Origin of the sequence: Streptomyces sp. NBC_01571, from assembly GCF_026339875.1 — a bacterium.
GTDB lineage: Bacteria > Actinomycetota > Actinomycetes > Streptomycetales > Streptomycetaceae > Streptomyces.
Genome location: NZ_JAPEPZ010000001.1, coordinates 1,029,034 through 1,055,008, shown reverse-complemented (window position 1 = coordinate 1,055,008; position 25,975 = coordinate 1,029,034). Strand labels below are relative to the sequence as shown.

24 protein-coding genes and 1 pseudogene are annotated in these 25,975 nt (G+C 73.4%); 11 read left to right on the top strand and 14 right to left on the bottom strand.

The genetic code is table 11. From position 1 onward, the window contains the following. Positions 1-134: 134 nt before the first annotated feature. Both OHB41_RS04860 and OHB41_RS04855 read right to left on the bottom strand, forming a co-directional pair. Positions 135-1,535: a sensor histidine kinase gene (locus OHB41_RS04860; protein WP_266696703.1), complete on the bottom strand. Its 1,401-nt coding sequence runs from the start codon at positions 1,533-1,535 to the stop codon at positions 135-137. Continuing rightward, a complete protein-coding gene (locus tag OHB41_RS04855) occupies positions 1,532-2,218 on the bottom strand; it encodes a response regulator transcription factor (RefSeq protein ID WP_266696702.1) in 687 nt (228 codons plus the stop codon). The genes OHB41_RS04860 and OHB41_RS04855 overlap by 4 nt, the downstream gene beginning before the upstream one ends. A gap of 255 nt (positions 2,219-2,473) precedes the next feature. On the opposite strand from OHB41_RS04855, the gene OHB41_RS04850 reads away from it, so the two are divergent. Beyond that, positions 2,474-4,717, top strand: coding sequence for an MMPL family transporter (locus OHB41_RS04850; RefSeq protein ID WP_266696701.1), 2,244 nt, complete (start codon positions 2,474-2,476; stop codon positions 4,715-4,717). Further along, complete coding sequence (locus OHB41_RS04845) at positions 4,714-5,412, top strand: LmeA family phospholipid-binding protein (RefSeq protein ID WP_266696700.1); 699 nt, start codon at positions 4,714-4,716, stop codon at positions 5,410-5,412. The genes OHB41_RS04850 and OHB41_RS04845 overlap by 4 nt, the downstream gene beginning before the upstream one ends. A gap of 245 nt (positions 5,413-5,657) precedes the next feature. On the opposite strand, the gene OHB41_RS04840 is transcribed toward OHB41_RS04845, so the two are convergent. Both OHB41_RS04840 and OHB41_RS04835 read right to left on the bottom strand, forming a co-directional pair. Further along, entirely contained in the window at positions 5,658-6,428 is a 771-nt protein-coding gene (locus tag OHB41_RS04840) for a GntR family transcriptional regulator (protein WP_266696699.1), read from the bottom strand. Between the two features lie 144 nt (positions 6,429-6,572). Then, a pseudogene (locus tag OHB41_RS04835) lies at positions 6,573-7,739 on the bottom strand (serine hydrolase domain-containing protein). Positions 7,740-7,960: 221 nt separating this feature from the next. On the opposite strand from OHB41_RS04835, the gene OHB41_RS04830 reads away from it, so the two are divergent. After that, on the top strand, positions 7,961-9,010 hold the full coding sequence (locus OHB41_RS04830) for a phosphatidylinositol-specific phospholipase C domain-containing protein (RefSeq protein WP_266696698.1): 1,050 nt from the start codon (positions 7,961-7,963) through the stop codon (positions 9,008-9,010). A 7-nt stretch (positions 9,011-9,017) separates the two neighbouring features. On the opposite strand, the gene OHB41_RS04825 is transcribed toward OHB41_RS04830, so the two are convergent. Continuing rightward, on the bottom strand, positions 9,018-9,983 hold the full coding sequence (locus OHB41_RS04825; RefSeq protein WP_266696697.1) for an acetylxylan esterase: 966 nt from the start codon (positions 9,981-9,983) through the stop codon (positions 9,018-9,020). 164 nt (positions 9,984-10,147) lie between these two features. Next, positions 10,148-10,729, bottom strand: a complete 582-nt coding sequence (locus OHB41_RS04820) for an Rv1733c family protein (RefSeq protein WP_266705668.1) — start codon at positions 10,727-10,729, stop codon at positions 10,148-10,150. 241 nt (positions 10,730-10,970) lie between these two features. Between OHB41_RS04820 and OHB41_RS04815 the strand changes: the two genes are divergently transcribed. Then, positions 10,971-11,864: a universal stress protein gene (locus OHB41_RS04815; RefSeq protein WP_266696696.1), complete on the top strand. Its 894-nt coding sequence runs from the start codon at positions 10,971-10,973 to the stop codon at positions 11,862-11,864. A 78-nt stretch (positions 11,865-11,942) separates the two neighbouring features. On the opposite strand, the gene OHB41_RS04810 is transcribed toward OHB41_RS04815, so the two are convergent. After that, positions 11,943-12,662, bottom strand: coding sequence for a ferredoxin reductase (locus tag OHB41_RS04810; protein WP_266705666.1), 720 nt, complete (start codon positions 12,660-12,662; stop codon positions 11,943-11,945). Between the two features lie 88 nt (positions 12,663-12,750). Beyond that, positions 12,751-13,356 (bottom strand): sulfite oxidase-like oxidoreductase, encoded by a 606-nt coding sequence (locus OHB41_RS04805; protein ID WP_266696695.1) that lies wholly within the window; start codon positions 13,354-13,356, stop codon positions 12,751-12,753. A gap of 259 nt (positions 13,357-13,615) precedes the next feature. On the opposite strand from OHB41_RS04805, the gene OHB41_RS04800 reads away from it, so the two are divergent. Both OHB41_RS04800 and OHB41_RS04795 read left to right on the top strand, forming a co-directional pair. Next, positions 13,616-14,536: an NADP-dependent oxidoreductase gene (locus OHB41_RS04800; protein ID WP_266696694.1), complete on the top strand. Its 921-nt coding sequence runs from the start codon at positions 13,616-13,618 to the stop codon at positions 14,534-14,536. Continuing rightward, a complete protein-coding gene (locus tag OHB41_RS04795; RefSeq protein ID WP_266696693.1) occupies positions 14,533-15,264 on the top strand; it encodes a GNAT family N-acetyltransferase in 732 nt (243 codons plus the stop codon). Before OHB41_RS04800 ends, OHB41_RS04795 begins: the two co-directional genes overlap by 4 nt. A 103-nt stretch (positions 15,265-15,367) precedes the next feature. Here OHB41_RS04795 and OHB41_RS04790 read toward each other — a convergent pair whose 3' ends face one another. Further along, on the bottom strand, positions 15,368-15,871 hold the full coding sequence (locus OHB41_RS04790) for a MarR family winged helix-turn-helix transcriptional regulator (protein WP_266696692.1): 504 nt from the start codon (positions 15,869-15,871) through the stop codon (positions 15,368-15,370). Between the two features lie 88 nt (positions 15,872-15,959). Between OHB41_RS04790 and OHB41_RS04785 the strand changes: the two genes are divergently transcribed. Together OHB41_RS04785 and OHB41_RS04780 are read left to right on the top strand one after the other, a co-directional pair. Further along, the gene (locus OHB41_RS04785; RefSeq protein ID WP_266705664.1) at positions 15,960-17,048 is read left to right on the top strand and encodes an ABC-2 transporter permease; all 1,089 of its coding nucleotides are present in this window, start codon (positions 15,960-15,962) and stop codon (positions 17,046-17,048) included. 177 nt (positions 17,049-17,225) lie between these two features. Then, positions 17,226-17,999, top strand: coding sequence for a putative protein N(5)-glutamine methyltransferase (locus OHB41_RS04780; protein WP_266696691.1), 774 nt, complete (start codon positions 17,226-17,228; stop codon positions 17,997-17,999). A 262-nt stretch (positions 18,000-18,261) separates the two neighbouring features. Here the strand turns inward: OHB41_RS04780 and OHB41_RS04775 are convergent, their stop codons facing one another. After that, the gene (locus tag OHB41_RS04775; RefSeq protein ID WP_266696690.1) at positions 18,262-18,471 is read right to left on the bottom strand and encodes a hypothetical protein; all 210 of its coding nucleotides are present in this window, start codon (positions 18,469-18,471) and stop codon (positions 18,262-18,264) included. A 430-nt stretch (positions 18,472-18,901) separates the two neighbouring features. On the opposite strand from OHB41_RS04775, the gene OHB41_RS04770 reads away from it, so the two are divergent. Together OHB41_RS04770 and OHB41_RS04765 are read left to right on the top strand one after the other, a co-directional pair. Beyond that, positions 18,902-20,917, top strand: a complete 2,016-nt coding sequence (locus OHB41_RS04770; protein WP_266696689.1) for an NADPH-dependent 2,4-dienoyl-CoA reductase — start codon at positions 18,902-18,904, stop codon at positions 20,915-20,917. A 61-nt stretch (positions 20,918-20,978) separates the two neighbouring features. After that, a complete protein-coding gene (locus OHB41_RS04765; RefSeq protein WP_266696688.1) occupies positions 20,979-21,593 on the top strand; it encodes a PadR family transcriptional regulator in 615 nt (204 codons plus the stop codon). An 87-nt stretch (positions 21,594-21,680) separates the two neighbouring features. Here the strand turns inward: OHB41_RS04765 and OHB41_RS04760 are convergent, their stop codons facing one another. Both OHB41_RS04760 and OHB41_RS04755 read right to left on the bottom strand, forming a co-directional pair. After that, positions 21,681-22,319, bottom strand: coding sequence for a hypothetical protein (locus OHB41_RS04760; protein WP_266696687.1), 639 nt, complete (start codon positions 22,317-22,319; stop codon positions 21,681-21,683). 202 nt (positions 22,320-22,521) lie between these two features. Beyond that, a complete protein-coding gene (locus OHB41_RS04755; protein WP_266705662.1) occupies positions 22,522-23,445 on the bottom strand; it encodes a fibronectin type III domain-containing protein in 924 nt (307 codons plus the stop codon). Positions 23,446-23,940: 495 nt separating this feature from the next. Here OHB41_RS04755 and OHB41_RS04750 point away from each other — a divergent pair, with 495 nt between their 5' ends. Next, the gene (locus OHB41_RS04750; RefSeq protein ID WP_266705660.1) at positions 23,941-24,573 is read left to right on the top strand and encodes a glycoside hydrolase family 75 protein; all 633 of its coding nucleotides are present in this window, start codon (positions 23,941-23,943) and stop codon (positions 24,571-24,573) included. A gap of 242 nt (positions 24,574-24,815) precedes the next feature. On the opposite strand, the gene OHB41_RS04745 is transcribed toward OHB41_RS04750, so the two are convergent. Beyond that, on the bottom strand, positions 24,816-25,232 hold the full coding sequence (locus OHB41_RS04745; RefSeq protein WP_266705658.1) for a PTS-dependent dihydroxyacetone kinase phosphotransferase subunit DhaM: 417 nt from the start codon (positions 25,230-25,232) through the stop codon (positions 24,816-24,818). Between the two features lies 1 nt (position 25,233). Continuing rightward, complete coding sequence (gene dhaL, locus OHB41_RS04740) at positions 25,234-25,833, bottom strand: dihydroxyacetone kinase subunit DhaL (RefSeq protein WP_266696686.1); 600 nt, start codon at positions 25,831-25,833, stop codon at positions 25,234-25,236. Positions 25,834-25,975: the final 142 nt, after the last annotated feature.

Genomic DNA, 25,975 nt, shown 5'->3' with positions numbered 1-25,975 from the left:
GGGAGCCTACCGAGTCCGTCGACCACCGCGTCTGTGGGTTGACCAGGGATCAGGACATTCCGAAGGGGCGTTTGGTGGGCGGCAGTTGTCTCGACAGTACTGACCGACTGCAGGCGCTGAGCTCGGTTCACGGGTCAGCCACTCGCCCCCGGCCGTCCCGGCACCCGTACGGTGAAACACGCGCCGCCCTCCGGCCCGTGCCCCCGCGCCGTCACCGAACCGCCCAGGCGCTGGGCGAGCCGGTGCACGATGGCCAGGCCGAGGCCGGTGCCGACCGGGCGGACGCCCTGGTAGCGGGCGTGCAGGGTGCCGCGTTCGAAGGCGACCGCGGCGTCCTCGGGTGTCAGCCCGGGACCGCCGTCGCGGACCTGGATCCGGGCACCGTCGCCGTCCGGGGCGAGGGCCAGGACCAGGGGCGCGCCCGCCGGGGTCACCCGCAGCGCGTTCTCCGCGAGGCCGTCGATCATCTGGCGCACCCGTACGCCGTCCGTTTCGACGGTCAGGGGACGGCCCGGCCGCTCGACCCGGAAGACCACACCGTGCCGCGCGCAGCGACCCGCCCAGACCGTGCCCGCCTTCCCGGCCAGCGCGTCCAGGTCCACCGGCCGGGTCTCGACCCGGAAGTCGTCGGTCTCCAGATGGGCGAGGTCCAGCAGGTCCTGCACGAAGCGCTCGAGCCGCCGGGTCTCGCTGAGCAACGTCTCGCCCACCATGGGGAGTTCCTCGGGCCCGACCACGCCGTCGGCGAGGGCCTCCGCGTAGCCCAGGGTCGCGGTGAGCGGGGTGCGCAGCTCGTGCGAGACGGAGAGCAGGAACTCCCGCTGCCGGTTCTCGCTGTGCGCCAGTGCCGCGTCGAGGACGTTCAACGCGCGGGTGAGGTCAGTCAGTTCACGGGGCCCGCCCGGCGCGGCACGCAGCCCGCGTTCGCCCTCGGCCAGCCGCCGGGCCGTGGTCGCGGCCGCGGTGAGCGGGCGGGACAGGCGCCGGGCCAGCAGCAGCCCGGCGAGGCCGCCGCCCACCAGACCGACCACGAGCGGGAGCGGGAGCGCCCGGCGCATCCGGGCCACACTGTCGTGGACGACGACGTACGGCTGGGTCAGTACGACGGCACCGCCTCCGGGCGTGGGGCGGCCCTCGACCAGGACGTCCGTGCCGTTCAGGGACGCCTCCGTGGACACCGCCTCCCCGCTGAGCAGCCTCGTCCGTGTCCGGCCGTCCACGGCCGCGGTCGCCGGACCCACCGTCTCTCCGCCGGGGGTGACGACCGCGACCTGCTGTCCGTTGGAGCCCGCGAGCCGCTGTTCACGGTCGAGCAGGAGCTCCGAGAGGACAGGCGTCCGGCTCAGCACCTCCGCCTGGCGGCCCAGTTGGTCGCGCTGCTGGGCCTCCGCGCCGGTGCGGACGAGATACCAGGCGGTGACGCCCGTGAGCACCACGGCGACCAGCGCTACCGCCGTCGTGACCAGGGTGATGCCACGGGTGATCGGACCGGGCCGCCGCCACGGCCGCCCGCCGCCGTACCGGGGGACCCTCACCGCGCCGGGTCCGCCGCGCTGTAGCCGACGCCCCGCACGGTCCGGATCGGGCTGGCGTCACCGAGCTTGGCGCGCAGTTGCGCGACATGGACGTCCACGGTCCGGCTGCCCCGGTAGTCGGCCTGCCCCCACACCTGCGCGAGCAGCTGCTCCCGGAGGAAGACCCGGCCGGGATGGCGCAGCAGATGGGCGAGCAGGTCGAACTCGGTGGCCGTCAGTTCCACGGGCCGCCCGTCGGCCTCGGCCGTACGGCGCACCGGGTCGACCGCGACCCGTCCTACGCGCCGGGCCGCGGCTTCGGGCGGTCCGGCCGCGCGGCGCAGCACCGTCTTGACCCGGGCGACCAGTTCCCGGGGCGAGAAGGGTTTGGTGACGTAGTCGTCCGCGCCGAGTTCCAGACCGAGCACCCGGTCGGCTTCGTCGTCGCGTGCCGTGACCAGCAGCACCGGCGTCCAGTCGCCGTCCTCGCGCAGCCTGCGGCACACCTCGACGCCGTCCAGTCCCGGCAGCGCGATGTCCAGGACGATCGCCACGGGCCGCAGCCGCCGCGCCGCCGCCAGCCCCGCCCGGCCGTCCGTCTCGACGTGCACGCCGAAGCCCTCGCGGGTCAGATAGAGCCGCTGGAGGTCGGCGATGTGCCGCTCGTCCTCGACGACCAGCACGAGGCCCTTGCTGTCCGGCATGCGGTGCTCCTCGTCCCCCGCGCACCGGGATCCGTGGGGGACGCGTGCGGGGGAATGCGTACGGGGGCCGTACGCGGGGGCGTACGGGACTGGCTGTACGACCGTGGGGTCGTTCGGGACTCGACGTACGAGGTGGCGTACGGGAATTCGATGCTAGCCCGGCGGCGCCGGTACGAAGGCCCGCGGCCGTGTGCCCTGACATTCCTCGAACATTCCGCTGATCCCGCGCTCACCCGCGGCGTCCACGATCCCGTCATGACTGCCTCCGCACCTCCCGACACCGCACCCCCCGGCCCGCCCACGGCCACGCCGTCCGGCGCGCTGCACCGCCTGGGCCGGTGGTGCGCCCGCAACGCCCGCCGGGTGGTCGCCGCCTGGCTGCTCGTCCTGGTCGCCGCCTTCGCCGCCGACCGGGCCTGGGGCGGCACCTATCAGGACGAGTTCTCGCTGCCGGGCACCAGCGCGCAGCGGGGCGCCGACCTGCTGGAGGAGCACGGCAGCGATCTGAAGGGCGTCGGCGCGCAGATCGTCCTGAAGGCGGACGACGGACTCGCCGCCCACCGGACCTCCCTCGACGCCGCGATGGCGGGGATCGGCCGGTTGCCCGAGGTGTTGACGGTCGCCGATCCGCTGACCACGCCGGGCACGGTCTCCGTGGACGGCACGACCGGCTACGCCACGCTCCGCTTCGCCGACAACCCGGTGACCTTCGACCGTTCGTACCTGGACGGGGTCGACCGGGCCGTCGCCGGTCTGCGTGCCGACCACGTGAGCGTGGACTACGGCGGCCCGCTCGGTCAGCTGGCCCGGCCCAAGGCCGCCGACGGGCTGTCGGAGGCGATCGGCCTGGTGACGGCCGTGGTCGTGCTGCTGTTCGGCTTCGGCAGTGTCGCGGCGGCCGGCCTGCCCCTGGTCACGGCGGTCGCCGGACTCGCCGGCGGGGTGGCCGTCCTCGGACTCGTGGCCGCGGCCGTCACCTTCGGCGCCACCGCGCCCACCCTCGCCACGATGATGGGGCTGGGCGTCGGTCTCGACTACGCGCTGTTCCTCACCACACGCCACCGGGGACTGCTCGCGTCCGGGGCCGGCCCGGAGGAGGCGGCGGGGCGCGCCCTCGCCACCAGCGGACGCGCCGTCCTGGTCGCGGCGGCGACGGTCGCCATGGCGCTGGCCGGCCTGTATGCCTCCGGGGTGTCGTTCATCGGAAGCCTGGGCGCCGCCGCCGGGATCACCGTGCTGGTCGCCGCGCTCGCCTCGCTCACCCTGACACCGGCGCTGCTCGGGCTGACGGGTGGGCGCGTCGACCGCTGGAGCGTGCGCCGGCCGGTGGCCGAGTCCGCGGACGACGACGACACCTGGCATCGCTGGGCCGCGACCGTCGGACGCAGGCCCTGGCTCTTCCTCGTCGCGGGCCTGCTGGTTCTCGGAGTCCTCGCCCTTCCCGTCGCCTCCCTGCGGCTCGGTCACATCGACGCGGGCGCCAGCTCGACGGACTACACCGAGCGCCGGGCGTACGACCTGATCTCGGACGGGTTCGGCGCGGGCACCAACGGCCCGCTCACGGTGGTCGTCGCGCTGGACGGGACCGGCGCGGACCGGGACGCCGTCACCGCCGGAGTGCGCACCGCGCTCTCCGGCACCCCCGACGTCGTCACCGTCACCGGACCGGTCGCCACGCCGGACGGCGGCCTGCTCACCGCCACGGTCGTGCCCCGCCGGGGGCCGGAGGACGCGTCCACCACCGCGCTGGTGCACCGGCTGGAGGACCGGGTACTCCCGCGGGCGCTCGACGGCACCGGGGCGCACGCCCACGTCACGGGTACCACCGCCGTCCAGATCGCCTTCCGCGACACCCTGGGGGAGCGGCTGCCGTGGGTCGTGGGGGTGGTGGTCGGCGCGGCCTTCGTCCTGCTGCTCTGCGTCTTCCGCAGTCTCCTCGTGGCCCTCAAGGCGGCCGTGCTCAACCTGTTGTCGATCGGCGCTGCCTACGGTGTCGTGGTCGCCGTCTTCCAATGGGGCTGGGGCGGCGCCCTGTTCGGTGTGACCGAGTCCGTGCCCGTCGAGTCGTTCGTCCCGATGATGATGTTCGCCATCGTCTTCGGACTCTCGATGGACTACGAGATCTTCCTGCTCTCACGCATCCGTGAGGTGTGGCTGGAGACCGGCGACAACGACGCGAGTGTGGCCGGCGGACTGGCCGCCACCGCGCGGGTCATCAGCTGTGCGGCGATCGTCATGACCAGTGTGTTCCTCGCCTTCCTGCTCTCCACCAACGTGGTGATCAAGATGATGGCGCTCGGGCTCGGTGTGAGTGTGGTCATCGACGCCACGATCGTGCGTCTGCTGCTGGTCCCGGCCACCATGTACCTGTTCGGCAGGGCCAATTGGTGGCTCCCGCGCAGGCTCGACCGGATCCTGCCGCGCCTGGACGCCGAGGGGACGGCCGTGTCCCGGCAGCCGGAACCCGCCGCGGCCCGTGAGCCGGAGGCGACCGCGTGAGGCGCCGCACCGTGACCGTCCTGGCCTGCGTGGGCGTACTGGTCGCCCTTCCGGTGGGCGGCGAACCGCTCGCCCGCGCCGAGCTGCAGCACCGCGTCCGTACCGCGATCGCGTCCCGGGTGCCGGACGGAGACCTCCGGATAGGGCTCTCGTCCCGCCCGGCGTTCCTCCAACTCGCCGACAAGCGGCTGCCGTTCGTCGAGGTGGACGGAGCGCACGCGCGGCTCGGCCGGATTCCCGACGCCTCGTTCCACGCCCGGCTGGAGGACGTACGGCTGACCGGCGGCGGTGACAGACGTGCCGAGGTGGCTTCGGCGCGGGTGACGGTACTGATCCCGCCGGGCGCCGTGGCCGGCCTGACCGGGGACCCCGGCGGCCTGCCGGTCACCGAAGTGCGTACCGACCCCTACCAGGACACCCTGACGCTGCTGTTCGGGCAGGGCGGCCTCGGCAGTGTGACAGTCCGGCCCGGAACCGCGGCCGGACGCGTCAGGATGACGGTGACGTCGGTCGAGATCATGGGCAGGGCCGCCCCCGACGCCGTGGCGCGACGGATCCGCGAGGCCGTCGCACAGCGGGCCGCCCCCGAGGCCTATCCGCTGGGGCTGCGCGCCACCTCGGCGCGGGTCGAGGAGGACGGCATCCACGTCCGCCTCAGGTCGGACGGGCCCGCCACACCGAGCCGCGCCGGCTGAGCCACCGCGAACCCGGCCCCGTACGGGGTGGCCGACCGGCACAACGCCCCCGTTCGGGGTGGCCGACCGGCACAACGCCCCCTTCAGGGTGGCCGGCCGGCACGCCGGGGCGGTCACCCCGGACGACCCGGGACACGGTCGTGCGGCTGCTGGCGCCCCGCGTGCCACTCGCCTCGCCGACGCATCGCCGTCGCCTCCCGCCTCGGGAGGGGCACCCCGGCGCGGGACTGTCGCCGGCGGCTGGTTCAGCCGGCCGCCGGAAGGGTGAACTCATAGACGAGTGCATCCTGTTGGGCCTCCACGACCAGGTCGGTGATCTCCAGGGGCCGGTCGTACTGGTCGTGCACGCGCCGGGTGACCAGCACGGACTGGGGGAGCCGGGTGATCGCGTCCCGGTGGTGCAGGGTCAGCCCGGCCCTGCGCATCCAGTCGTAGGCCCGCCGCAGCTGCGCCGAGGCGGTGCCGTCCGCGCGGTCGCGGTAGCGGGCGAGTTCCTCCACCTCCGTCACGGCGACCGCGGAGAAGGAGGTGACGGCCGTACGCAGTCCGCTGCCGTCCGCCGCGGCCGACTCGTAGCGGTGCACGAGGGTCGGGCGGCGCGGCGCGAGCCCGAGTGCCAGGGCGTGCTCGGGCGGGGGTGCCTCCCAGGTCACACTCGCGTGCCGGACACCGCACGGTTCCCGGCTGTGCGCGCCGACCGGGAAGTCCAGCGACGGGATGTGCTCGGCGTGGGTGCCGGGGAGTGTCGCGTGGCTGCCGCGCCGGTCGGTGGAGACCAGCCCGGCCAGTCGCAGCTGCTGCAGTGCCTGGCGTACGGTCTCCCGGCTGACCCCGAACCTGGTCGCCAACTCCCGCTCTCCCGGCAGTCGTTCGCCGGGCGGAACGGTGCCGTCGCGGAGTTCGCCGAGGAGCTGGGTGGCGATCCGCGAGTACCGGGGTTCCTGGGCGGAGGGGTGGACGTCCTGCGCGGGCGGGTCGGACGGACGGATGTCGGACGGGTGGCTGGTGCGGGCCATGTCCGCGCCTCCTGCGTGGTGACTAGACGTAGCCGTGCGGGCTCATTGCGCGACCAGATCTAGCATTGGTCTAAACCACGAGGGAAGGGCGGCCGGGAGGTTCGGCCGATTTCAGACCGCGCGCTCCCGGCGGTTCCGGCGTGCTCACAGGGCGCTGTAGAGAGCGTCCACGAGCGCCATCTTCCTTGGGTCGTCGGCGATGTGCGGCCCCATCCGGTTCATGACGTACCCCAGGGAGACGGCCGCCTCGGGGTCGGCGAGACCGCAGGACCCGCCGAAGCCGTCATGTCCGAAAGCCCTCGGGTTGGGTCCGTACGAGGTGTTGGGCCCGCTCAGCCACAGTCCGAGCCCGGCCTCCGTCTCGTGCTCGAACCCGGCACCCAGGACCAGGTCCCGGCAGCTGCCCTGCCCCTCACGCACCCGCTCCGCGGCCTCCGGCGACAGCACCTGCCGGGAGCCGTGCGACCCGCGCCCGGCGAAGATCCCGTACAGCGCGGCGATCGCCCGAGCCGTGCCGTGGCCGTTCGCGGCCGGGATCTCGGCCGCCCGCCAGCGCGCTGTGCCCGCCTCGGTGGCGCCGACCAGCGGATTGGTCAGCGCTGCCACCGCCGCGGGCGCCAACTGTGCGAAGACCGCGGCCTATTCGCTGCTCGACGCGGCCGGCGGATGCACCAGCTCGGCCACACGCCCGACCTCCTTCTCGGGCAGTCCGATGGTGAAGTCGATCCCGAGCGGGCCGGTCACCTCCCGCTCCAGGAACGCGCCCGGCATCAGCCCGGACACCCGCCGCACCACCTCGCCGACCAGATGGCCGAAGGTGAGCGCGTGATAGCCGGACCGCGTCCCCGGCTCCCACCAGGGCTCCTGGGCCGCGAGCCGCCCGACGGTCAGCTCCCAGTCGCAGAGCTGCTCGAACGTGTGCGGTTCGCGCAACCCCGCCAGCCCCGCGCGATGCGACAGCAGATGCCGTACGAGGACGGACTCCTTGCCCGCCGCCGCGAACTCCGGCCAGTACGCGGCCACCGGCGCGTCGAGGTCGAGCAGCCCGCGGTCGGCCAGGATGTGCGCGCACAGCGCGGTCGGGCCCTTCGACGTCGACCACACGTTGACGAGCGTCTCGCGCTCCCAGAGGCGGGTGCGTCCCGCGTCGGCCCAGCCGCCCCACAGGTCCACCACCGTCTCGCCGTCGAGGACGACGGTCACCGCCGCGCCCAGTTCGTCACGGTCCCGGAAGTTCTCCTCGAACGCCGTACGCACCGCCGTGAAGCGTGCGTCGCAGTGGCCCCGGACATCGGGCGCGGGCTGGGACATGGAGACCTCCGTCATCCGTAGGGACAGCGGATCCGAACATACCGACTGGTCGGACCGGGTGGAAGTGGCCACGCGGCATCCGTTCTTCGCGGGGCGGTGGCGCACCTCCCGCCACGTGGTGCGGTGTCCGCCCTCCCGTCATCACGGGCTCTTCCGGATGTCACCCAACACCCCTACGCTGCACGCCGGTTGACCACCGATGCAGGAGAGGCAGGGGGAACATGCGCAGACATGTGAGGGTCCTGGCACGTACGGGGATCGCGGTGGCGACGGCGGGAGCCGTCGCCCTGACCACCTCGCCCGGGGCGAGTGCCACGGACCTCTCGTACTCCTCCAGCACCTCCGTGGGTGTCCACAACTCCTACGACAAGGCGAAGTACCCCTACTTCGCCGACGCGTTGGACTCCGGCGCCGGGATGCTGGAACTGGACGTGTGGACCAACGCGTTCGGGGCCTCCTGGCGCGTCTCGCACAGCAACCCGATCGGCAACGACAACAACTGCGAGAACGCGGCGAACGCCTCCGAGCTGCGCGCCAAGTCCGTCAACCGCGATCTCGGCGGCTGCCTCTCCGACATCCGGGCGTGGCACGACGCGCACCCGGGGCACCGGCCGATCCAGCTGAAGATCGAGATGAAGGACGGCTTCGCGGCCAACATCGGCCGCGGACCCACCCAGTTGGACGCCCTGCTGACGGCGAAACTCGGCGACGCGCTGCTGCGTCCTGCCGACGTCGTGGGGTCCCACCCCGACCTGGACTCGGCCGTCCAGGCGGACGGCTGGCCCGCCCGTTCGGCGCTCGCCGGCAAGTTCGTCGTCGAGCTCATTCCCGGCACCGTCGAGGAGAGCAACCCCCTCGACTCGCTCTGGACGGACCGCGAGTACGCCACCCACCTCCGCGACCTCGCCGCCGCCGGCCGGCTGCGCGAGGCGTCCGCCTTCCCCGCCGTGCACGGCGCGGCCGCGGGCGACCCGCGCACCCGCTACACCGACACGACCATCCGCCCCTGGTTCGTGATGTACGACGGCGACGCCGCCGCCTACGCGGGCGGCACGATCGCCACCGCCTGGTACGACGAGCGCCACTACCTCGTCGTCATGACCGACGCACAGAACGTGCCCCCCGCCATCGACGGCACCAACCCCACCCAGGCCCAGGCACAGGAACGCGTCGCTCTCCTCGCCGCACGGCACGCCAGCGTGGTGTCGGCGGACTGGTACCCCCTGCCCGCCGTACTCGCGACGGTCGTACCGCGCGGAACGGCGGGCTGAACCGGGGCTAAAGGTACGAGGGGAGCCACTGGAGCTGGGCCGCCTCCTGGTAGGGGCCGCCGCCCTCGTGGTCGTTGAAGTCGTAGACCTCGATCGTCTTCTCCTCGTGCGCCCAGGCGTTGAACGCGGCGAAGACCGTGGACGGCGGGCAGGTCTGGTCCTCCAGGCCGGCCGAGAAGAGCGCCGGCGCGGTGCCGCGTGCCGCGAAGTGGACCCCGTCGAAGTAGGAGAGGGTGCGCCGGACGTCGTCGGCGCGCCCGCGGTGGGTCTTGAGGTAGCTGCCGATCTCCCGGTACGGATGCCGGTCGGTCAACGTCGTCGCGCGCGGGAAGTCGCACAGGAACGGCACATCGGGAGCGATCGCGGCCAGGTCGGGGACGAGACCGCCCACCGCGATCGTGATGCCGCCGCCCTGGCTCGCGCCGACGGCCGCGGTGCGCGCCGGGTCGACCAGCGGGTGCGAGCGGACCGCCTCCACCGCGCGCACCCCGTCGGTGAACACCCGGCGGTAGTAGTAGTTCTCGGGCGCGTCGATGCCACGGGTCATGTAGCCGGGGTACGCGGGCGCGCTGCCCACCGGGTCCGGGGTCTCGCCACCGCCCCAGGCGCTGCCCTGGCCACGCGTGTCCATCACGAAGTGCGCGAAGCCCGCCGAGGCCCACAGCAGATGCGTGTGCGGGAGGCCGCGGCCGCCGCCGTACCCGACGAACTCGACGACCGCGGGCAGCGGCGCGTCGGCCCCGGCCGGCAGGGTGAGCCAGCCCTTGACGGGGTGCCCGCCGAACCCGGCGTACGTGACGTCGTACACCTCGACGGTCCTGAGGTGAGTTTCGACGGGTTCGAAGCGGGCGTCCAGGCCGTGTTCACGTGTCTCTTCGAGGGTCTTGGCCCAGAAGGCGTCGAAGTCCTCGGGCTCGGCGGAGGCACTGCGATACGCGCGGAGCTCGTCGAGTGGGAGGTCGAACAGGGCCATGAAGGACCACCTTTGAAGACGTCACGGCTGCGGATGATCACACCGTACGTGGGCCGCCGGAGGGCCGCCATGCTTGGTTCCGCGTCCGCCCGCGCCTGGTGGCGCCGGCCACCGGGCCTTCTGCCCCGCGCCCGGCCGCGCATGCCCGGGAGAGGCCGCGCAGGTCAGGGCGTGTGGCGCCGCCACTCCGGCCCGGTACGCTCCCAGCCCCGCTCCCACTCGGCGAGGCGGCGACGTACCGAGACCCGCCGCCCGGCGTTGTGGACGCCGACGACGACGGCCACGGCGGCCCCGGCGGTGAACAGGCCCGCCATCAGCGTGTGTTGCCAGACGGCGGACGCGTTCTCAGGGGGACGGACCCGCCGGCCGTCGGAGTCCAGCCAGATGCGGGTGTGCTCACCCCGCCGAGCGCCCGTGGGGACCTGGGCCATGCCGGTGCGCGACCCCCCGCCCTGCGCGGTCCAGCGCACCCTCACCGGGTACGAGGGCTGTCTTCCGGTCGGCGAGGCAACCGCGGCGGGCGCGTCCTCGACGAGCACGGCGGCCACCCGGTGCCGCTCGGCCCGCTGCGCGGCGGCCCGCGCCCGCGCGTCGTCGTACACCCGCCACCCCACGGCCAGCCCGGCCAGCGGCGCGCCGACGACCAGCAGCACGACGACGGCCAGCAGTGCCCACGCCTCCACGACGTCACAACGGCGGCGCAACGGACTGCGGCGCCAGCGCCAGCCGCGTACCCGGGTACGCATCGTCACCTCCCTGCCCCGCTCCATCCCCTCCCACGGCGTACCGCGTACGGCCGTGAGCGACCACGAGGAACCCGTACGGAGATTCTGCCGCCGTACGAATGATCCGCGCCCCCTGTGGAACCCGCGAACCACTTCGCGGCGGAACAGGAGCCACCATGACGCATTCCCGTCCAGCAGCACTCGACGCCCACTGGCACGCGACCAACTCCGGCCCGCGGAAGGGGAGGAGGCGATGGAGGCGATGAGCACCGGCACACGCTCCATCACCGTCGGCATCGACGGCTCGCCGGCCAGCCTCGACGCCGCCGACTGGGCCGCCCGGGAGGCCAGGCGCCGCCGGCTGCCCCTGCGGCTGCTGCACGCGGGGACCGGGCCGGCCGTCTCCGGCCGGGTCCCCGACGTCGACGTCCCCGCGGGCCGCACCCGCACCGCACTCGACCGGGCGGCCATCCAACTCTCCTACGCGCACCCGGGGTTGGACATCATCGCCCGCCGCACCGGGACACCCGCGGTGCAGGCCCTGCTGGCCGCCGCCGCGGACACGGAGACCCTGGTCGTCGGTTCACGCGGCGCCACCGGCTTCGCGGGTTTCCAGGTCGGTGCGGTCGCCCTGGCCGTCACGGCCCGTGCCGAACGCCCGGTCGTGCTGGTACGCGCGGGTGAACTCCCCGAGGACGAACGGACGCCCGTCACCGGCGGCTCACCGCCCGACTCGGCCCCCTACCTGCCCGTGGTCCTCGGACTCGACGTGGACCGTCCGGCCGACGACCTGATCCGCTACGCGTTCGACACGGCCGCGCTCCGTTCCGCGCCGCTGCACGTGGTGCACGCGTGGACCCGGGCCGAGGCGTACGCCCAGGGCGCCCGCGCGCCCCGGCCCGAGGACTCGGCCGAGCGCGGTGACGGCGAGGGCCGGGCGCTGGCCGGCACCCTCCAGCCGTGGCGCCGCAGGTTCCCTGGGACGACGGTGCGCGAGCACGCGGTCCAGGGCCACCCGGGACCTCACCTCCTGAGGGCGTCCGCACGGGCCGGCCTGCTGGTCGTGGGGCGCGCGACGGGCACCGGGCCGGGGCGGGCCGTGCGCTCGCTGATCCGGCACGCCCCGTGCGCCGTGGCGGTGGTTCCGCACGGCTGACCGGGGACCCGGGCGTCGGACCGGCGCCCGGACCGCGGCACGCGACACCCCTGGACCCCGACGCGCGATGCGCCCGGATCAGCCGAAGCGCTCGATGCGGATGCGGTCCACGGGCTGCCCCGCCTCCACCAGCAACCGCGACGCGTGTTCGGCGAACCCGTTGGAGCCGCACACATAGGCCTCCCACCCACCGGGAGGCCGTTCTGCCAGGAGCGGTGACACATGTGCGGCCGTCAGACGTCCGACCGCCACACCCGTCGGGGCGTCACGGGTGAAGACGGCCGTGGTCTCCACGCCGTACTCCCGCGCGTAGATCAGCTCCTCGGGGCTACGCGTGGAGACGAGCAGGCGCAACGGCACGTCCAGCCCCCGCACCCGGTGGTGGCGCAGCATCGACATCAGCGGTACGACACCCGAGCCGGCGCCGACGAGCAGCGCCGGCCGGTCGCCGGGCCAGGCGAAGAACCCGCTGAGCGGCCCCCGGACCTCGACCGTGTCCCCGGGCGCGGCCACCGTGTGGAACCAGCCGGAGACCTCACCGCCCTCGACGTGGTCGAGGGTGAGTTCGATGTGCCCGGTGTCGTCGGGCGGTGACGCGATGGAGTAGTGGCGCTGCGCCACATAGCCGTCCGCGGCGGTCAGCCGCAGCATCAGGTGCTGGCCGGGCAGGTGCCCCGGCCAGCCCGGTACCGCGAACCGGAAGGTGGCGGCGCGCGGTGTCTCCCGGCGGACGCCGGTGAGGGTGGCGTCGCGCCAGGTGGCGGCGGTCTGGCCGCTCACGGCGATCCGCCCCGGCACGGCGAAGCTCGTGACGGGGACGAAGGCGCCCGTGGCCGGGGGCGCGAGGGGCGGCGCGGGTACGAAGCCCGTCGGGGACGCGGTCGTGTCAGTCACCGGAGTACCGCTGCTCCTCCCAGGGATTGCCGCGCGCGTGGTAGCCGTTCTGCTCCCAGAAGCCCGGCTCGTCGTGGTCCAGGAGCCGCAGGCCCGCGATCCACTTGGCGCTCTTCCAGAAGTACAGGTGCGGCACGATCAGGCGCGCCGGGCCACCGTGCTCGGCGGGCAGCGGCTTCCCCTCGTACTCCCAGGCGATCCAGGCACGGCCGCCGGTGAGGTCGGTGAGCGGGAGGTTCGTGGTGTACCCGGTGTGCGAGTAGGCGACCACATGGGTGGCGCTTCCATGCGGGCGAACCACTGCCAGGAACGCGTCGAGCGAGACACCGCCGAAGCGCACCCCGAACTTCGACCAGCTCGTCACACAGTGGATGTCGCCCTCGTACGCCGAGGCGGGCAACGCGTGTGCCCGCTCCCAGTCCCAGGTGTGCGGCTCGGCCACCAGACCGTCGATCCGGAAGGTCCAGTCGGCGGCCGCGAGAGCGGGCGTGACCTCGGCGGACAGCACGGGCCAGTCGTCGCCCGCGTCGTACTGGCCGGGCGGCAGCCCGGTGCGGTGGACGCGCGGGCGTCCGGTGAAACCTCGGGTGACGTTCATGGGACTGGTACCTCCAGGCCGTCGGGTGCGGCGGCCCGCAGATCGAGCGTGATCGGTGCGCACGCGTCTTCTCGGCGCGTGCGCGTTCCACCGTACGTGGCCCGGGGCCGTGCTCCGTCCCCGTGCGGGCCCCCGATCATTGCGGACGTATGAACGTTGCCGACGTCGGGGAATAGCCGCGGCGTGATCGTCCTTGCCCCCATGCCGACCCCGGTGCGCCCCTGCCACCGGTGACAGCGAGGGAGAGCGAGGAAGCAGGATGCCCAAGGCGTACGTCTTCACCCGGTACGGCGGCCCCGAGGCCGAGGCCCTGGTGGACCGGGACCGGCCGAGCCCGGGAGCCGGCCAGGTGCTCGTCGCCGTCCGTGCGGCGGGTGTGAACCCCGTCGACTGGAAGCAGCGGACGGGCTACCGCCGTCCCGGCGCCGCGGCCCCCGAGCTGCCGGCCGTGTTCGGGAACGAGGTCGCGGGAGTGGTCGAGGAGACCGGCCCCGACGTGACCGGGTTCGCGGTGGGGGACGAGGTCTTCGGCAACCCGGTGGCCGGCGGATACGCCGACTACGCCCTGCTGCCCACGACGGTGACCGCCCACAAGCCCGCCGCGCTCTCGTTCACGGACGCGGCGACACTCCCCGTCGCGGCGGCGACGGCGTACGACGCGATCCAGCAGCTCGGCCTGCCCTCCGGCGCGACCGTGCTGATCACGGGCGTGGGCGGCGGCGTGGGCGTCGCGGCCGCGCAGATCGCGCAGGTTCTCGGGCTGCGCGTGGTGGGGCTCGCGAGCGATGGCAAGAAGGACTTCGTCGAGTCGCTCGGCGCGGTGCACGTCCCGGCCGGCCCCGGCCTGGCCGAGCGGGTGCGGGCGGCGGCGCCGGACGGGGTGGACGGTGTCCTCGACCTCGTCGGAGGTGAGGTGCTGGAGGCCGCGGCGACCCTGCTGGCCGACCGGACGAAGCTGATCACCGGAGCCGACCGGGAGACGGTCGCGCGGCTCGGCGGAGCGGGCGTCGAGCGGGCCCGTACGTCCGCCGTCCTCGACGCGGTGGCACGGCTCGTGGTCGACGGCCGGCTCCGGCCCTTCGTGACCGCGACGTTCCCGCTGGACCGGGCCGCCGAAGCGCTGCGCGCGGTCGAGGACGGCCATGCGCGCGGCAAGATCGTGATCGAGGTCGCCCGATGAGCGACGCCCGCACCGCAGCCGCGCACCCGCTGGACAACCCCGCCCTCGGTTCGCTGACCGGCCCGCACGCCCACTTCGCCGAACGCCGCGGCCGCGTCCTGCGCTACCCCGTCGACGTGTCCCCGTGGCTGGCCCTGCCCGACGCGCCGGACGCGGACGACTGGGCGGACCTCGCGGCCCTCGTGGGTCCGGGCGGCGAGGCTCCGCTTGCCGGGTTCAACGGGCGGACCCCGGACGGCTGGGAGCTGACCTTCAGCATCGACGGCGTCCAGCTCGTCGACGCCGGGCTCGCCGCGGCGCCGGACGCCGAAGCGGTCCGGCTCGGCTCCGCCGACGTACCGGAGATGCTCGACCTGGTGGAGCGCACCAGGCCCGGCCCCTTCCTGGCGCGCACCGTCGAACTCGGCACCTACCTCGGGATCCGCCGGGGCGGTGCGCTGATCGCCATGGCGGGGGAGCGGTTGCATCCGCCGGGCTGGACCGAGATCAGCGCGGTCTGCACCGACCCGGACTTCCGCGGCCAGGGCTTGGCGTCCCGGCTGATCCTCGCTGTCGCGCACGGGATCCGGGAGCGGGGCGAGACGCCGTTCCTGCACACCGCCGCGGGGAACACCGGCGCGATCCGGCTCTACGAGTCCCTGGGCTTCGAGCTGCGCCGCACGACCCGCTTCCTGGCCGCGCGGGTACCCGAACACCTGGCGGACGGGCAGACCGTGGGAGCCCGCTGACGGCCGGGGTCGTGGGTGTCGGGCGGCGCGCTCGGGGGTCGCCCGGCGTCCGGGACTGGCTGCGTGAGGTGCCCCGTGCGGGGAGCTCACGCAGGAGGATCCGTCAGCTCTCCGGCACCTTCCGGTCGGACGCCCTGGACGCCCCGGAAGCCGTGTTGTACCGCACCAGATACGTGGCGAACCGCTCCAGATCCTCCGGCGGCCAGTCCGCGAGCCGCTCGCGGAAGGCGATCCGGCGGCTCTCCGTGACCTGGGCCAGGATCCGGGTGCCCGCCTCGGTCAGATGCAGCACCTGTACCCGGTGGTCGTCCGGGTCGAGCCGGCGCTCGATGAGCCCGGCCCGCTCCAGCACCGCCACCTGACGGCTCACCGTGGACTTGTCCAGCGCGTAGTGCGCGGCCAGGTCGGTGGCACGGCAGCCGCCGCTCTCCTCCAGGTGGCCGAGCAGCGTGTACGAGACGAGCGACAGCTCCGGGTGCATGCGCCCCGCCGAGGCCCTGGCGCGCCGGGCGAAGGCCGTCATCTCGCGCTGGATGGTCTCCACGGCCGCCCCGGCCGACCCGCCGGTGGTGACGACGGTCTCATCGGGCCCTTCGCCTGCCTTCATGGGGCCTCCCCTCACTCTCCTGGTTGTATAGTACAACTTGATCGATGGTTGTATATGCCAATCAAAAGGAGGTTCCGTGGTCACCGGACTGCGCTCACCGGCCCTGCGCCATGTGTTCACGCACCTGGTCACCCCGCTGCTGATGTGTCTCGGTATGGGGCTGGCCTATATGGGTGCGTTCGTCACGCCCGAGCCGCACCATCTCCCGGTGGCCGTCGTGGGCTCCGGCGCCGAGACGAAGGTGTTCGCCCAGACCGTCAAGGACGCGGCGGGGAACAAGCTCGACGTACGGACCGTGGCGACCCGCACCGAGGCGGTCGGCCTGCTCAGGTCCCGGGACATCACGGGCGCCTACGTACCGGGTGGCCGGTCACCCGAACTCGTCGTCGCCACCGCCGCGTCCGACATGGGCGCCACGGCTGTCGAGAAGGTCTTCACGCCGGTCGCCGCCCGGCAGGGCGCGGTGCTGAAGGTCACCGACGTCGCCCCGCCGGTCGCCGACGACCCCACGGGCCAGGGGCTGTTCTTCCTGCTGATCGCGTTGAGCATCGGCTCCTACGCGTCCGTCGCCGCGCTCGGCGCCGCCGGCGCCGAGCTGCCGCTACGGATACGGGGCCTGCTGGCCGTCGGGGTCTCGGCGGTGGTGAGCGCCATAGGCGCGCTGCTCGCCGGCCCCGTGTTCCACCTCGCGCACCACGACCTCGCGAGCGTGTGGGGCATGGCCTGGCTCTACTCGGCGGGCATCCTCTTCGTCGGCGTCGGCCTCCACACCTTCCTCAAGCGGTGGACCACGCTCGCCATGATGGTGCTCTTCGTGATGCTCAACTTCACCAGTTCCGGAGGTCTGTTCCGGCCCGAACTGCAGAACGGCTTCTTCGGTGCGCTGCACTCCTTCTGGAACGGCGCCGGCTTCGTCGAGGGCATCCGCAGCCTCCTGTACTTCGACCGCGACGGACTGACGGGCGATGTGGGGACGTTGGTCGTCTGGCTGGTCGTCGGTCTGCTGGTCACGGCCCTCGCCGGTGCCGTCGAGCGTGGGCGTGCGCGGGGAGCCGTACGGGAGGATCCGACGATCGTGCCGCCGGCGGAGTCGCGGCAGCGCGGCAGGTCGCAGGAGCGGGCGGCGGCACAGGAGCGTGAGGCGGCGGAGGAACTGGAGGAGTCGGTCGTCGTCTGACCGTTCCTGTAAGGTGACCGTTCCGGCTGCGGAACGTCCCAGCCCGGGAGTTGCCGAGGAGGTGGGACCCATTACCGCCAGTTCAGGTCGGGTGCTCTCATCTCGGGTCGACGTGGCTCACCGCCGGTAGGCGACCGCGAGAGCGCCCTTCGGTTCACCGAAAGGCTCTCGGCTTCCATGCCTTCCCCATCCGATTCCGTTGTCGCCGCTCTCCGTGCCGCAGGCTGTGTCTTCGCCGAGGACGAGGCGGAGTTGATACTCACCACCGCCCGCACCCCGGACGAGGTCACCGCCATGGTGGACCGGCGCGTCTCGGGCCTGCCCCTCGAACACGTCGTCGGCTGGGCCCGGTTCCACGGTCTGCGTATCTCCGTGGAACCGGGTGTGTTCGTGCCGCGCCGCCGTACCGAGTTCCTCGTCGACCAGGCCGTAGCCCTGGCCCGGAACGTCTCCCTCGTCGTGGATCTGTGCTGTGGCTCGGGCGCGGTCGGCGCCGCGCTGGCGGCGTCCCTCGACGGACCCGAACTGCACGCCGCCGACATCGACCCGGCGGCGGTCCGCTGTGCCCGCCGCAACGTCGCGCCCTTCGGGGGCCAGGTCCACCAGGGCGACCTGTACGCGGCTCTGCCCGACACCCTGCGCGGTCGCGTGGACGTCCTCGCCGCCAACGTGCCGTACGTCCCCACGGACGAGGTCGGTCTGCTGCCGCCGGAGGCCCGCGACCACGAGCCGCTCACCGCCCTCGACGGTGGCGCGGACGGCCTCGACGTCCTGCGCCGGGTGGCCGCGGAGGCCCCCCGCTGGCTGGCCCCCGGCGGCAGCCTCCTGGTCGAGACGAGCGAACCCCAGGCGCCCCTGGCCGTGGAGGCCTTCGCGCGCAGCGGCCTGATCGCCGGCCTGGCCGTCTCCGACGAGTTGTACGCCAACGTCGTGATCGGCACCAGACCCTGAACGGCCGGGCCCTGCGTGACCGGGCCCCGAGCGTCCGGACCGTGGGTGGCCGGGCCCGGCCGCCCGGCATGCCGCGTCCGGCCCTGGATCGTCACCCCGCCCCGGTCACGCCGCCACACTGTGGCTGACCGGACGCAGGAGACGGAGGCCAGACCGTGAGCAGCGCCCAGGAGCTCCACGTGCGGGACGTCGAGGCGTCCGTTCCCGCCGACGCGCCGAGGAGTGTGCTGCTCCTGTCGGGAGGCATGTGCAGCAGGGCGTTCTACGACGACAGGGTCTGCGCGCCGGCGCTCCTGCGCGCGCCGGTGATGGTGGCGGGCGGCCACTTCTCCGGCCCGGTGGTGCTGTTGTCCCCGGCCTTCTCGCGCCCGGACGAACCCAGGTCGCCGGCCGTCGCCGACCGGCTCGGGAGGCTCCCGGTCATCGGGGCTCTGACCTGGTGGGCCCTGGTGCGGATGGCGTCGCGCGCCATGGCGGGCGGCCTGCCCCGGGCGCCGCGCGGCGCTGGTCGCGGAGTTCGGGAAGAACGCCCCGGCGTTCTGTCGCCGGGAGATCCGGCACTGCGTCGCCCACCGCGACCGCCATGGCTCCCTGGTGGCGCGGCTCCGCGCGTCGGGCGGCCCGGCCGGGGTCGTACGCGGCGACCGGGACGAGATCGGGCTGACCGCCGAGGAGCGGGCCGGGTTCGAGACCGGCCCGAACGTCGCGATCGTCATCGTCCCCGACGCCGGGCACCTGGTCGTGGTCGGCCAGTCCGCCCGGTGGCCGAACTCGTCGCCGGGATGGCCCTCGGCTGAGCGGCCCGGAGCGGCCCGGAGTGACCCTCCTCATTGTGCAACTAGTTGCACAAGGCGTGTCCCGTCGTCTACAACAGACGTACGTCACCGCGCACGGAGGGCCCGATGAGCCGTTACCCGCACCTGCTGAACCCGCTCGACCTGGGATTCACCACGCTCCCCAACCGCGTGCTCATGGGCTCCATGCACGTGGGTCTGGAGGAGGCCGAGCGAGGCTTCGAGCGGATGGCGGAGTTCTACGCCACCCGGGCCCGCGGCGGTGTCGGCCTCATGGTCACCGGTGGCATCGCGCCCAACGAGGCGGGACGGCCCTACGAGGGTGGCGCGAAGCTGACCACCGACGCCGAGGCCGAGCAGCACGCCGAGATCACCGCCGCGGTGCACCGCGAGGGCGGGAAGATCGCGATGCAGATCCTGCACTTCGGGCGGTACGCCTACCACCAGGACCTGGTCGCGCCCAGCGCCCTGCAGGCACCGATCAGCCCGTTCACCCCGCACGCGCTCACCGATGCCGAGGTCGAGCAGACGATCGACGACTACGCGCGTGCCGCCCGGCTCGCGCAGCGGGCCGGCTACGACGGCGTCGAGATCATGGGCTCCGAGGGCTACCTGATCAACGAGTTCATCGCCCTCCAGACCAACCGGCGCGAGGACCGCTGGGGCGGCTCCTACGAGAACCGGATGCGCTTCCCCGTCGAGATCGTCCGCCGGGTGCGCGAGGCCGTCGGCGAGAACTTCATCATCATCTACCGCCTTTCAATGCTGGACCTGGTGCCCGGCGGCTCCTCGCTGGACGAGGTGATCACACTCGCCCGGGCCGTGGAGGCCGCCGGAGCCACGATCATCAACACCGGCATCGGCTGGCACGAGGCCCGTATCCCCACCATCGCCACCTCCGTCCCGCGCGGCGCGTACGCCTGGGTGACCAAGAAGGTGATGGGCGCCGTCTCCGTCCCCCTCGTGACCACCAACCGCATCAACACCCCCGAAATCGCGGAGCGGTTGCTGGCGGACGGCCACGCCGACATGGTGTCGCTCGCCCGGCCGATGCTCGCCGACCCCGACTTCGTCGCCAAGGCGGCGGCCGGGCAGCCGGAGGCCATCAACACCTGCATCGGCTGCAACCAGGCCTGCCTCGACCACACCTTCAGCGGCCGGATCACCTCGTGCCTGGTCAACCCGCGGGCCTGCCACGAGACCGAGCTGGTCCTCGCCCCGACCCGGCTGCGCAAGCGCGTGGCCGTGGTGGGCGCGGGCCCCGCCGGACTGGCCTGCGCGGTCTCCGCGGCCGAGCGCGGCCACGACGTCACGCTCTACGACGCCGCGGGCGAGATCGGCGGCCAGCTGAACGTGGCCCGCAAGGTCCCCGGCAAGCAGGAGTTCGACGAGACGATCCGGTACTTCCGGACCCAGCTCGAACGGCACGGCGTGGACGTGCGGTTGAACACCCGAGTCGCCGCCGGTGACGTGTCCGGCTACGACGAGGTCGTGATCGCCACCGGCGTGCTTCCGCGGACCCCCGAGATACCCGGTGTCGACCACCCCAGTGTCGTCGGCTACCTCGACGTCCTGCGGGACGAGGCCCCTGTCGGCGACCGGGTCGCGATCCTCGGCGCCGGCGGCATCGGCTTCGACGTCGCCGAGTACCTCACCGACGGCGGCGACAAGGCGAGCGAGGACCCGGCGACGTACTTCCGCAACTGGGGCGTCGACATGGACTACCGCGCCCCCGGCGGCCTCGGCACGCCCGAGCGGTCCGCACCGCCGCGCACCGTCCACCTCCTGCAGCGCAAGGCCTCAAAGGTCGGCGCCGGACTCGGCAAGACCACGGGCTGGATCCACCGCACCGAGCTCAAGCACCGCGGCGTCACCATGGTTCCGGGCGTCCAGTACGACCGTATCGACGACGCCGGACTGCACGTCACCGTCGACGGCGCGGGCCAGGTGCTGGAGGTCGACACCATCGTGCTGTGCACCGGGCAGGAGCCCCGTCGTGACCTGTACGACGAGCTGTCCGCCGCGGGGCACAGCGTGCACCTGATCGGTGGTGCCGACGTGGCCGCCGAGCTGGACGCCAAGCGGGCCGTCAAGCAGGGCACGGAGCTCGCGGCGGCGTTGTAGGCCGCCGGGCACACACGACAGCGAGGGCCGTCCCGGGGGCGGCCCTCCCTAGGATGAACCCATGTCACTCCCGCACGCGATCCTCACCGCTCTGCTCGAAAGGCCCTCGTCGGGACTCGAACTCACCAGGCGGTTCGACAAGTCGATCGGCTACTTCTGGTCGGCGACGCATCAGCAGATCTATCGCGAGCTGGGAAGGCTGGAGTCCGAGGGATACATCCGCGCCCTGCGGTCCGCGCAGCCGGCCCGGGGACAGAAGAAGAGCTACGAAGTGCTGCCGGCGGGCCGCGACGAACTGGCCCGCTGGACCGCCGTGAGCCAGGACCCCAAGCCCCTGCGCGACACGATGCTGCTGCGGCTGCGGGCCTCGGCCGTCGTCGGCACCGCGGGCATCGAGACCGATCTGCGGCGTCATCTCGCCCTTCACCAGCGCCAGTTGGCGGAGTACGAGGAGATCGAGGAGCGTGACTTCCCACCCGTCAGGAACGCCCCCCAGGACCGACTGCGGCACCTCGTGCTGCGGGCCGGTATCGACCTGGAGACCTTCTGGACCCAGTGGCTGAGCCATGCGCTGGAGGAGTTCGAGCACCTGGGGGACCGGCCGCCCGAGCGGGAGGGTACGAGCTCCGGGCCCGCATCGGACGCCCCCGAGGAGGACCGGTCCGCGTCGGGCTGACGTGCGGGGGACCGGTCCTTGCCGGGCTGACGTGCGGAGGACCGGTCCGTGTCGGACGGGCGGCCGTCGGAGCGACGGGCCGGCGGGTCAGAGCCGTTGGGGCTTGGACCTGCGGCGCAGGAACCAGGCCGTCGCCACGACACCCGTGGTCACCAGGGCCCCGCCGACCATGGTGGTGGCCGTGCCGCGGTCCGTGGCCGCCCCGCCGAGACCGCCCAGCACCCCGCGCGTCGGCGCGGCGGCCGTCGCCGAGACGGCGGGTTCCGAGGGCGCGGAGGGCGCGGAGGACACGGAGGACGCCGAGAACGTCGAAGTTGCCGAGGGTTCCGAGGGCGCCGAGGAGGCCGAGGAGGCGGACGGCGCCGACGGCGCGGAGACCTTCACGGCCTGGGTGCCCGCCGTCCGCCCGTCCTGGCAGAGCACGATGACCGTGTACGTGCCGGCGCCGACGTTCGACCACACGGCCGACTGACCCGCGCTCGTCCCGGACAGCGACACCTGTCGCCCCTGGGAGAAGTTGGACTGTCCACCGGAGAGCAGGGAGGCGCTGCCGAAACCGCCGTCCACGTTCCGGCAGGCACTGGTGGTGACCGTGACCCTGGAACCACTGGCGCTCACGGAGATGCCCGAAGCGGCCGCGGCGGCGGTCACCGTGACCAGGGTCAGCGGAAGCGCGGCGAAGGCCATGGCCGGGCCCGAGCGGCGGAAATCCCGATTAGTGCGCATTGGACTGTCCTCCAGCGGCACGGTCGGCGGGACGTCCGGTGCGCCGCCGAGGATCGGAAAGGCCCGTGCGGCCTCGGGACGAGCCAACGTGCCCCCGGTCGGGCCCGCATGCGGACGGGACCGGGCAGGTGACGAATTCCTTCGTCCGGCGGACGGACGTCTCGCCCGCGGGCCGGCCTACGGTACGACGGGGTGACGCCCGTCATCCCCCGCCCGTCGTCACGGACCGTTCCGTCGAGAACCCGCCCCAGGTCCCGTCCGGCAGCTTCGCCCGCAGCCGCACCCGGTACGCGACCCCGGCGTCCCGGCCGACATAGAAGCTGTACGTGGACCTGCCGCGGGGAGGCGTGCCGCCCCAGACGAGCGAGGTCGCCTGGTGGCCGTCCAGGTCGATCCGGTACTCCGTGATCACGCCGTCCGTGCGGGGCGGGATCCAGGACAGGTCCAGGTAGTAGGCGCCGTCCGTCCGGTGGGCGCCGACGCGGAAGTCGGTCGGCGCGGTGCCCCGGCCGTCGCCCGCGCCCGGTTCGGTGGCCAGCCGAACGGCGGCGCTCGCGGGGGAGACGTTGTCGGCCGCGTCGCGTGCCCTGACGGTGAAGGAGTAGTCGGTGCCGGGGCGCAGCCCGGTGACCACCGTCGCGGTCTGTGCGCCGCCGACGCTGTGGATCTTCGAACCGCCCTGGTAGATGTCGTACGAGGCCACGCCCCGGGCGTCCGTGGACGGCGACCACTCCAACTGTGCCGCCCGGCTTCCGACCGTCCTGCCGCGCGGCTGCCCGGGGCGGCTCGGCGCAGTGCGGTCGGCGGCGACCGCGGCCGGTGTGGTGGCGCGGACCTCGGTGCTCGGCGGTCCGGGGTTCCCGTCGGAGTCCAGGGCCCGGACGGTGAAGACGTAGGTCGTGGACGGAGCGAGCCTGGTGACGTCCACCATGTGCTCCGCGCCGGGCACCCGATCGACCTTGGTAGTGCCGCGATACACCTCGTAGGCGGTGACCTCCGGCTTTCCGGAGACCCGGTTCCACATCACGTGCACGCTGGACGAACTGCCCGCCGCCGCGGTGACCCCCATCGGTGCCGGAGGCAGTGGCCGGCCGGGGCTGTCCGCACCCCCGGCGCACGAGGTCATGACGAGCAGTGAGCCGCACACCAACGCGGGGAATACGCGTCGCACGGGCCTTCCTCCCCTCGACGGGATTGGTCTGTACCTATAAGACACGGCCGGCGCGGCCACATCAAGAGGACGGACGGGCGTTCGTCGGACCGCCGTCGGCTCCGTATGCTGATCCCTGACGCGGTGCGAACTCACCCACCGTTCACGGGAGTTCGCGCCCACGGCGCGGACCGCTGTCGTCGCTGTTCCCGCGCCGGTGAGGGCGGTCGAGCGGCCCGAGCCGACCGAGGCTCGGGCCCTCGGCCGCGGCCCGCGCCCGCCCGGCCCGCCGTGCACCTTCCGGCCCTCTCAGGTGGCCGCTCCGTCGGACGCGCACCAGATTGGGTGAAAGCCCGTCGACGTTTGTCCCAGGAGAGGGTCTTCATCGTGCGTGCCCTATGTGCCCTGCGTGCCTTACGTGTTCGGTCGCTCACGCTGGTCGCGGTCGGCGCCACCGTGCTCGTGCCCGCGATGTGCGCCGCGGCCGACCCGGACCCCACCGCGCCCGCGACGGGGGAGGGGACCGTACTGGCCGCCGACCTCCTCGCGAAGGTGCGTGACTGCGTTCCCGTGTCGAAGGGGCGCTATCGCACCGACGAAGGCACCCGCGCCGAGATCCCCGTCTGCGGGGCGCGGGGCGTCGTCTTCTGGAAGGCCGACATGGACATCGACTGCGACGGGCGCCCCGGCGCCGTGTGCAACCGTCGGACCGACCCGCTCTTCTCCGCGGCCACCGCCTACCGGCAGACGGACGGGCGTTACCTGAGCGCCGAGACCCTTCCGTACGTCGTCGTGCCCGCCCCCAGCCCCCTCTGGAATCACGGCGACCACGGGATCCGTGGCGGGTCGGTGGTCGCCGTGATCTACCGGGACCGGGTCCAGTACGCGGTCGTCGGAGACATCGGCCCGCGCCGCATCATCGGCGAGGCCTCGTACGCCACCGCCAAGGCGCTCGGCATCGGCGGCGACCCGCGGTACGGCGGGGCGGACTCGGGGGTCACCTACATCGCCTTCAGGAACTCCCGGGTGAATCCCATCGAGGACCACGCGGCCGCCCTGGCGGAGGGTGAGCGGCTGGCCAGGCTGTTCCTGCAGGACGGATGAGCGGCGGCCTTCTCCTCGGCCCACTTGGGCTGCCCGAAGGCGCCGTCGCCGTCGCGGCGGGTGCGGGCCGGTCCCCCGGAGCGGGCGCCGGGCGGGGAGCCCCCGGGCGCGAACCCGGGGGCTCCGGACCAGGGACCTCGACCCCTGCCTCCGCCCATGCCCCGACTCCGGTCACGGAACGCCGGGCTTCGGCCCTCCGCCGGTAGGCCCCTCGCCCGCGTCCGCCTCACGCGTCGTCCGGATCACGCTTTCCGGTACGTGTACGCCTCCGCGGCCGCCGCCTCGACGGCCGCGAGGTCGGCTCCCGCCGAGGCCGTGACGACCGCGGCCACCGCGCCTTCGACGAAGGGCGCGTCCACCAGGCGGGTGTTGCCGGGCAGTTCGTCGCCCTCCGCGAGGAGGGCCTTCACCGTGAGCACCGCGCTGCCGAGATCCATGAGGACGGCCACCCCGGCGCCACGGTCGACGGAGGCGGCCGCCGCCGAGATCAGTTCGGCGCTGGTGCCCAGACCGCCGTCCGCCGTGCCGCCGGCCGGGGCGACGGGCGCGATCGTGCCGCCGCCCGCGAGCCCCGTCGCCAGTTCGGCGACCGAGGCGGCGACGGCTGCGCTGTGCGAGACGAGCACGATGCCGACGAGCCTGTCCGCGGTGTTGTCCAAGCTACTCACCGGACGCCTCCACCAGTGCCGCGATCAGCAAGGACGACGAGGTGGCGCCGGGATCCTGGTGCCCGATGCTGCGCTCGCCCAGATAACTCGCCCTGCCCTTGCGGGCCTGCAACGGGATCGTGGCGACGGCGCCCTCCTCAGCGGCCGTGGCGGCGGCCGCGAAGGAGTCGGAGAGCGCGTCCACCGCGGGGACCAGCGCGTCGATCATCGTCTTGTCGCCGGGTGCGGCCCCGCCCAGGGCCATGACCGCGTCGACGCCCGCCCGCAGCGCGTCGGTGAACTGTTCCTCGGAAACCTCGGCGGCGTCCCCGAGGGCCTTTCCCGTACGGCGCAGCAGGGTGCCGTACAAGGGCCCCGACGCGCCGCCGACCGTGGAGATCAGCTGGCGTCCGGCGAGCGTGAGGACGGCGCCGGGGGTGTCCGGCGCGTCCTTCTCCAGCACGTTCACCACGGCGGTGAACCCGCGCTGCAGATTGCTGCCGTGGTCGGCGTCACCGATCGGCGAGTCCAGAGCCGTGAGCCGCTGCGCCTCACGGTCCACCGACGCGGCGGTCGCCGTCATCCAACGGCGGAAGAAATCGGCGTCGAGCACAGAATCTCCTTGCGTGGTACCTACGTTGGGCCGATGAGATGAGTCGTGGTCCTGACCGGGGTCGCGGTGGCGACCGTGGCTGTGGCTGTGGCTGTGGCTGTGGCTGTGGCTGTGGCAGTGATCGTGGCCTGCCGGGCGGCGG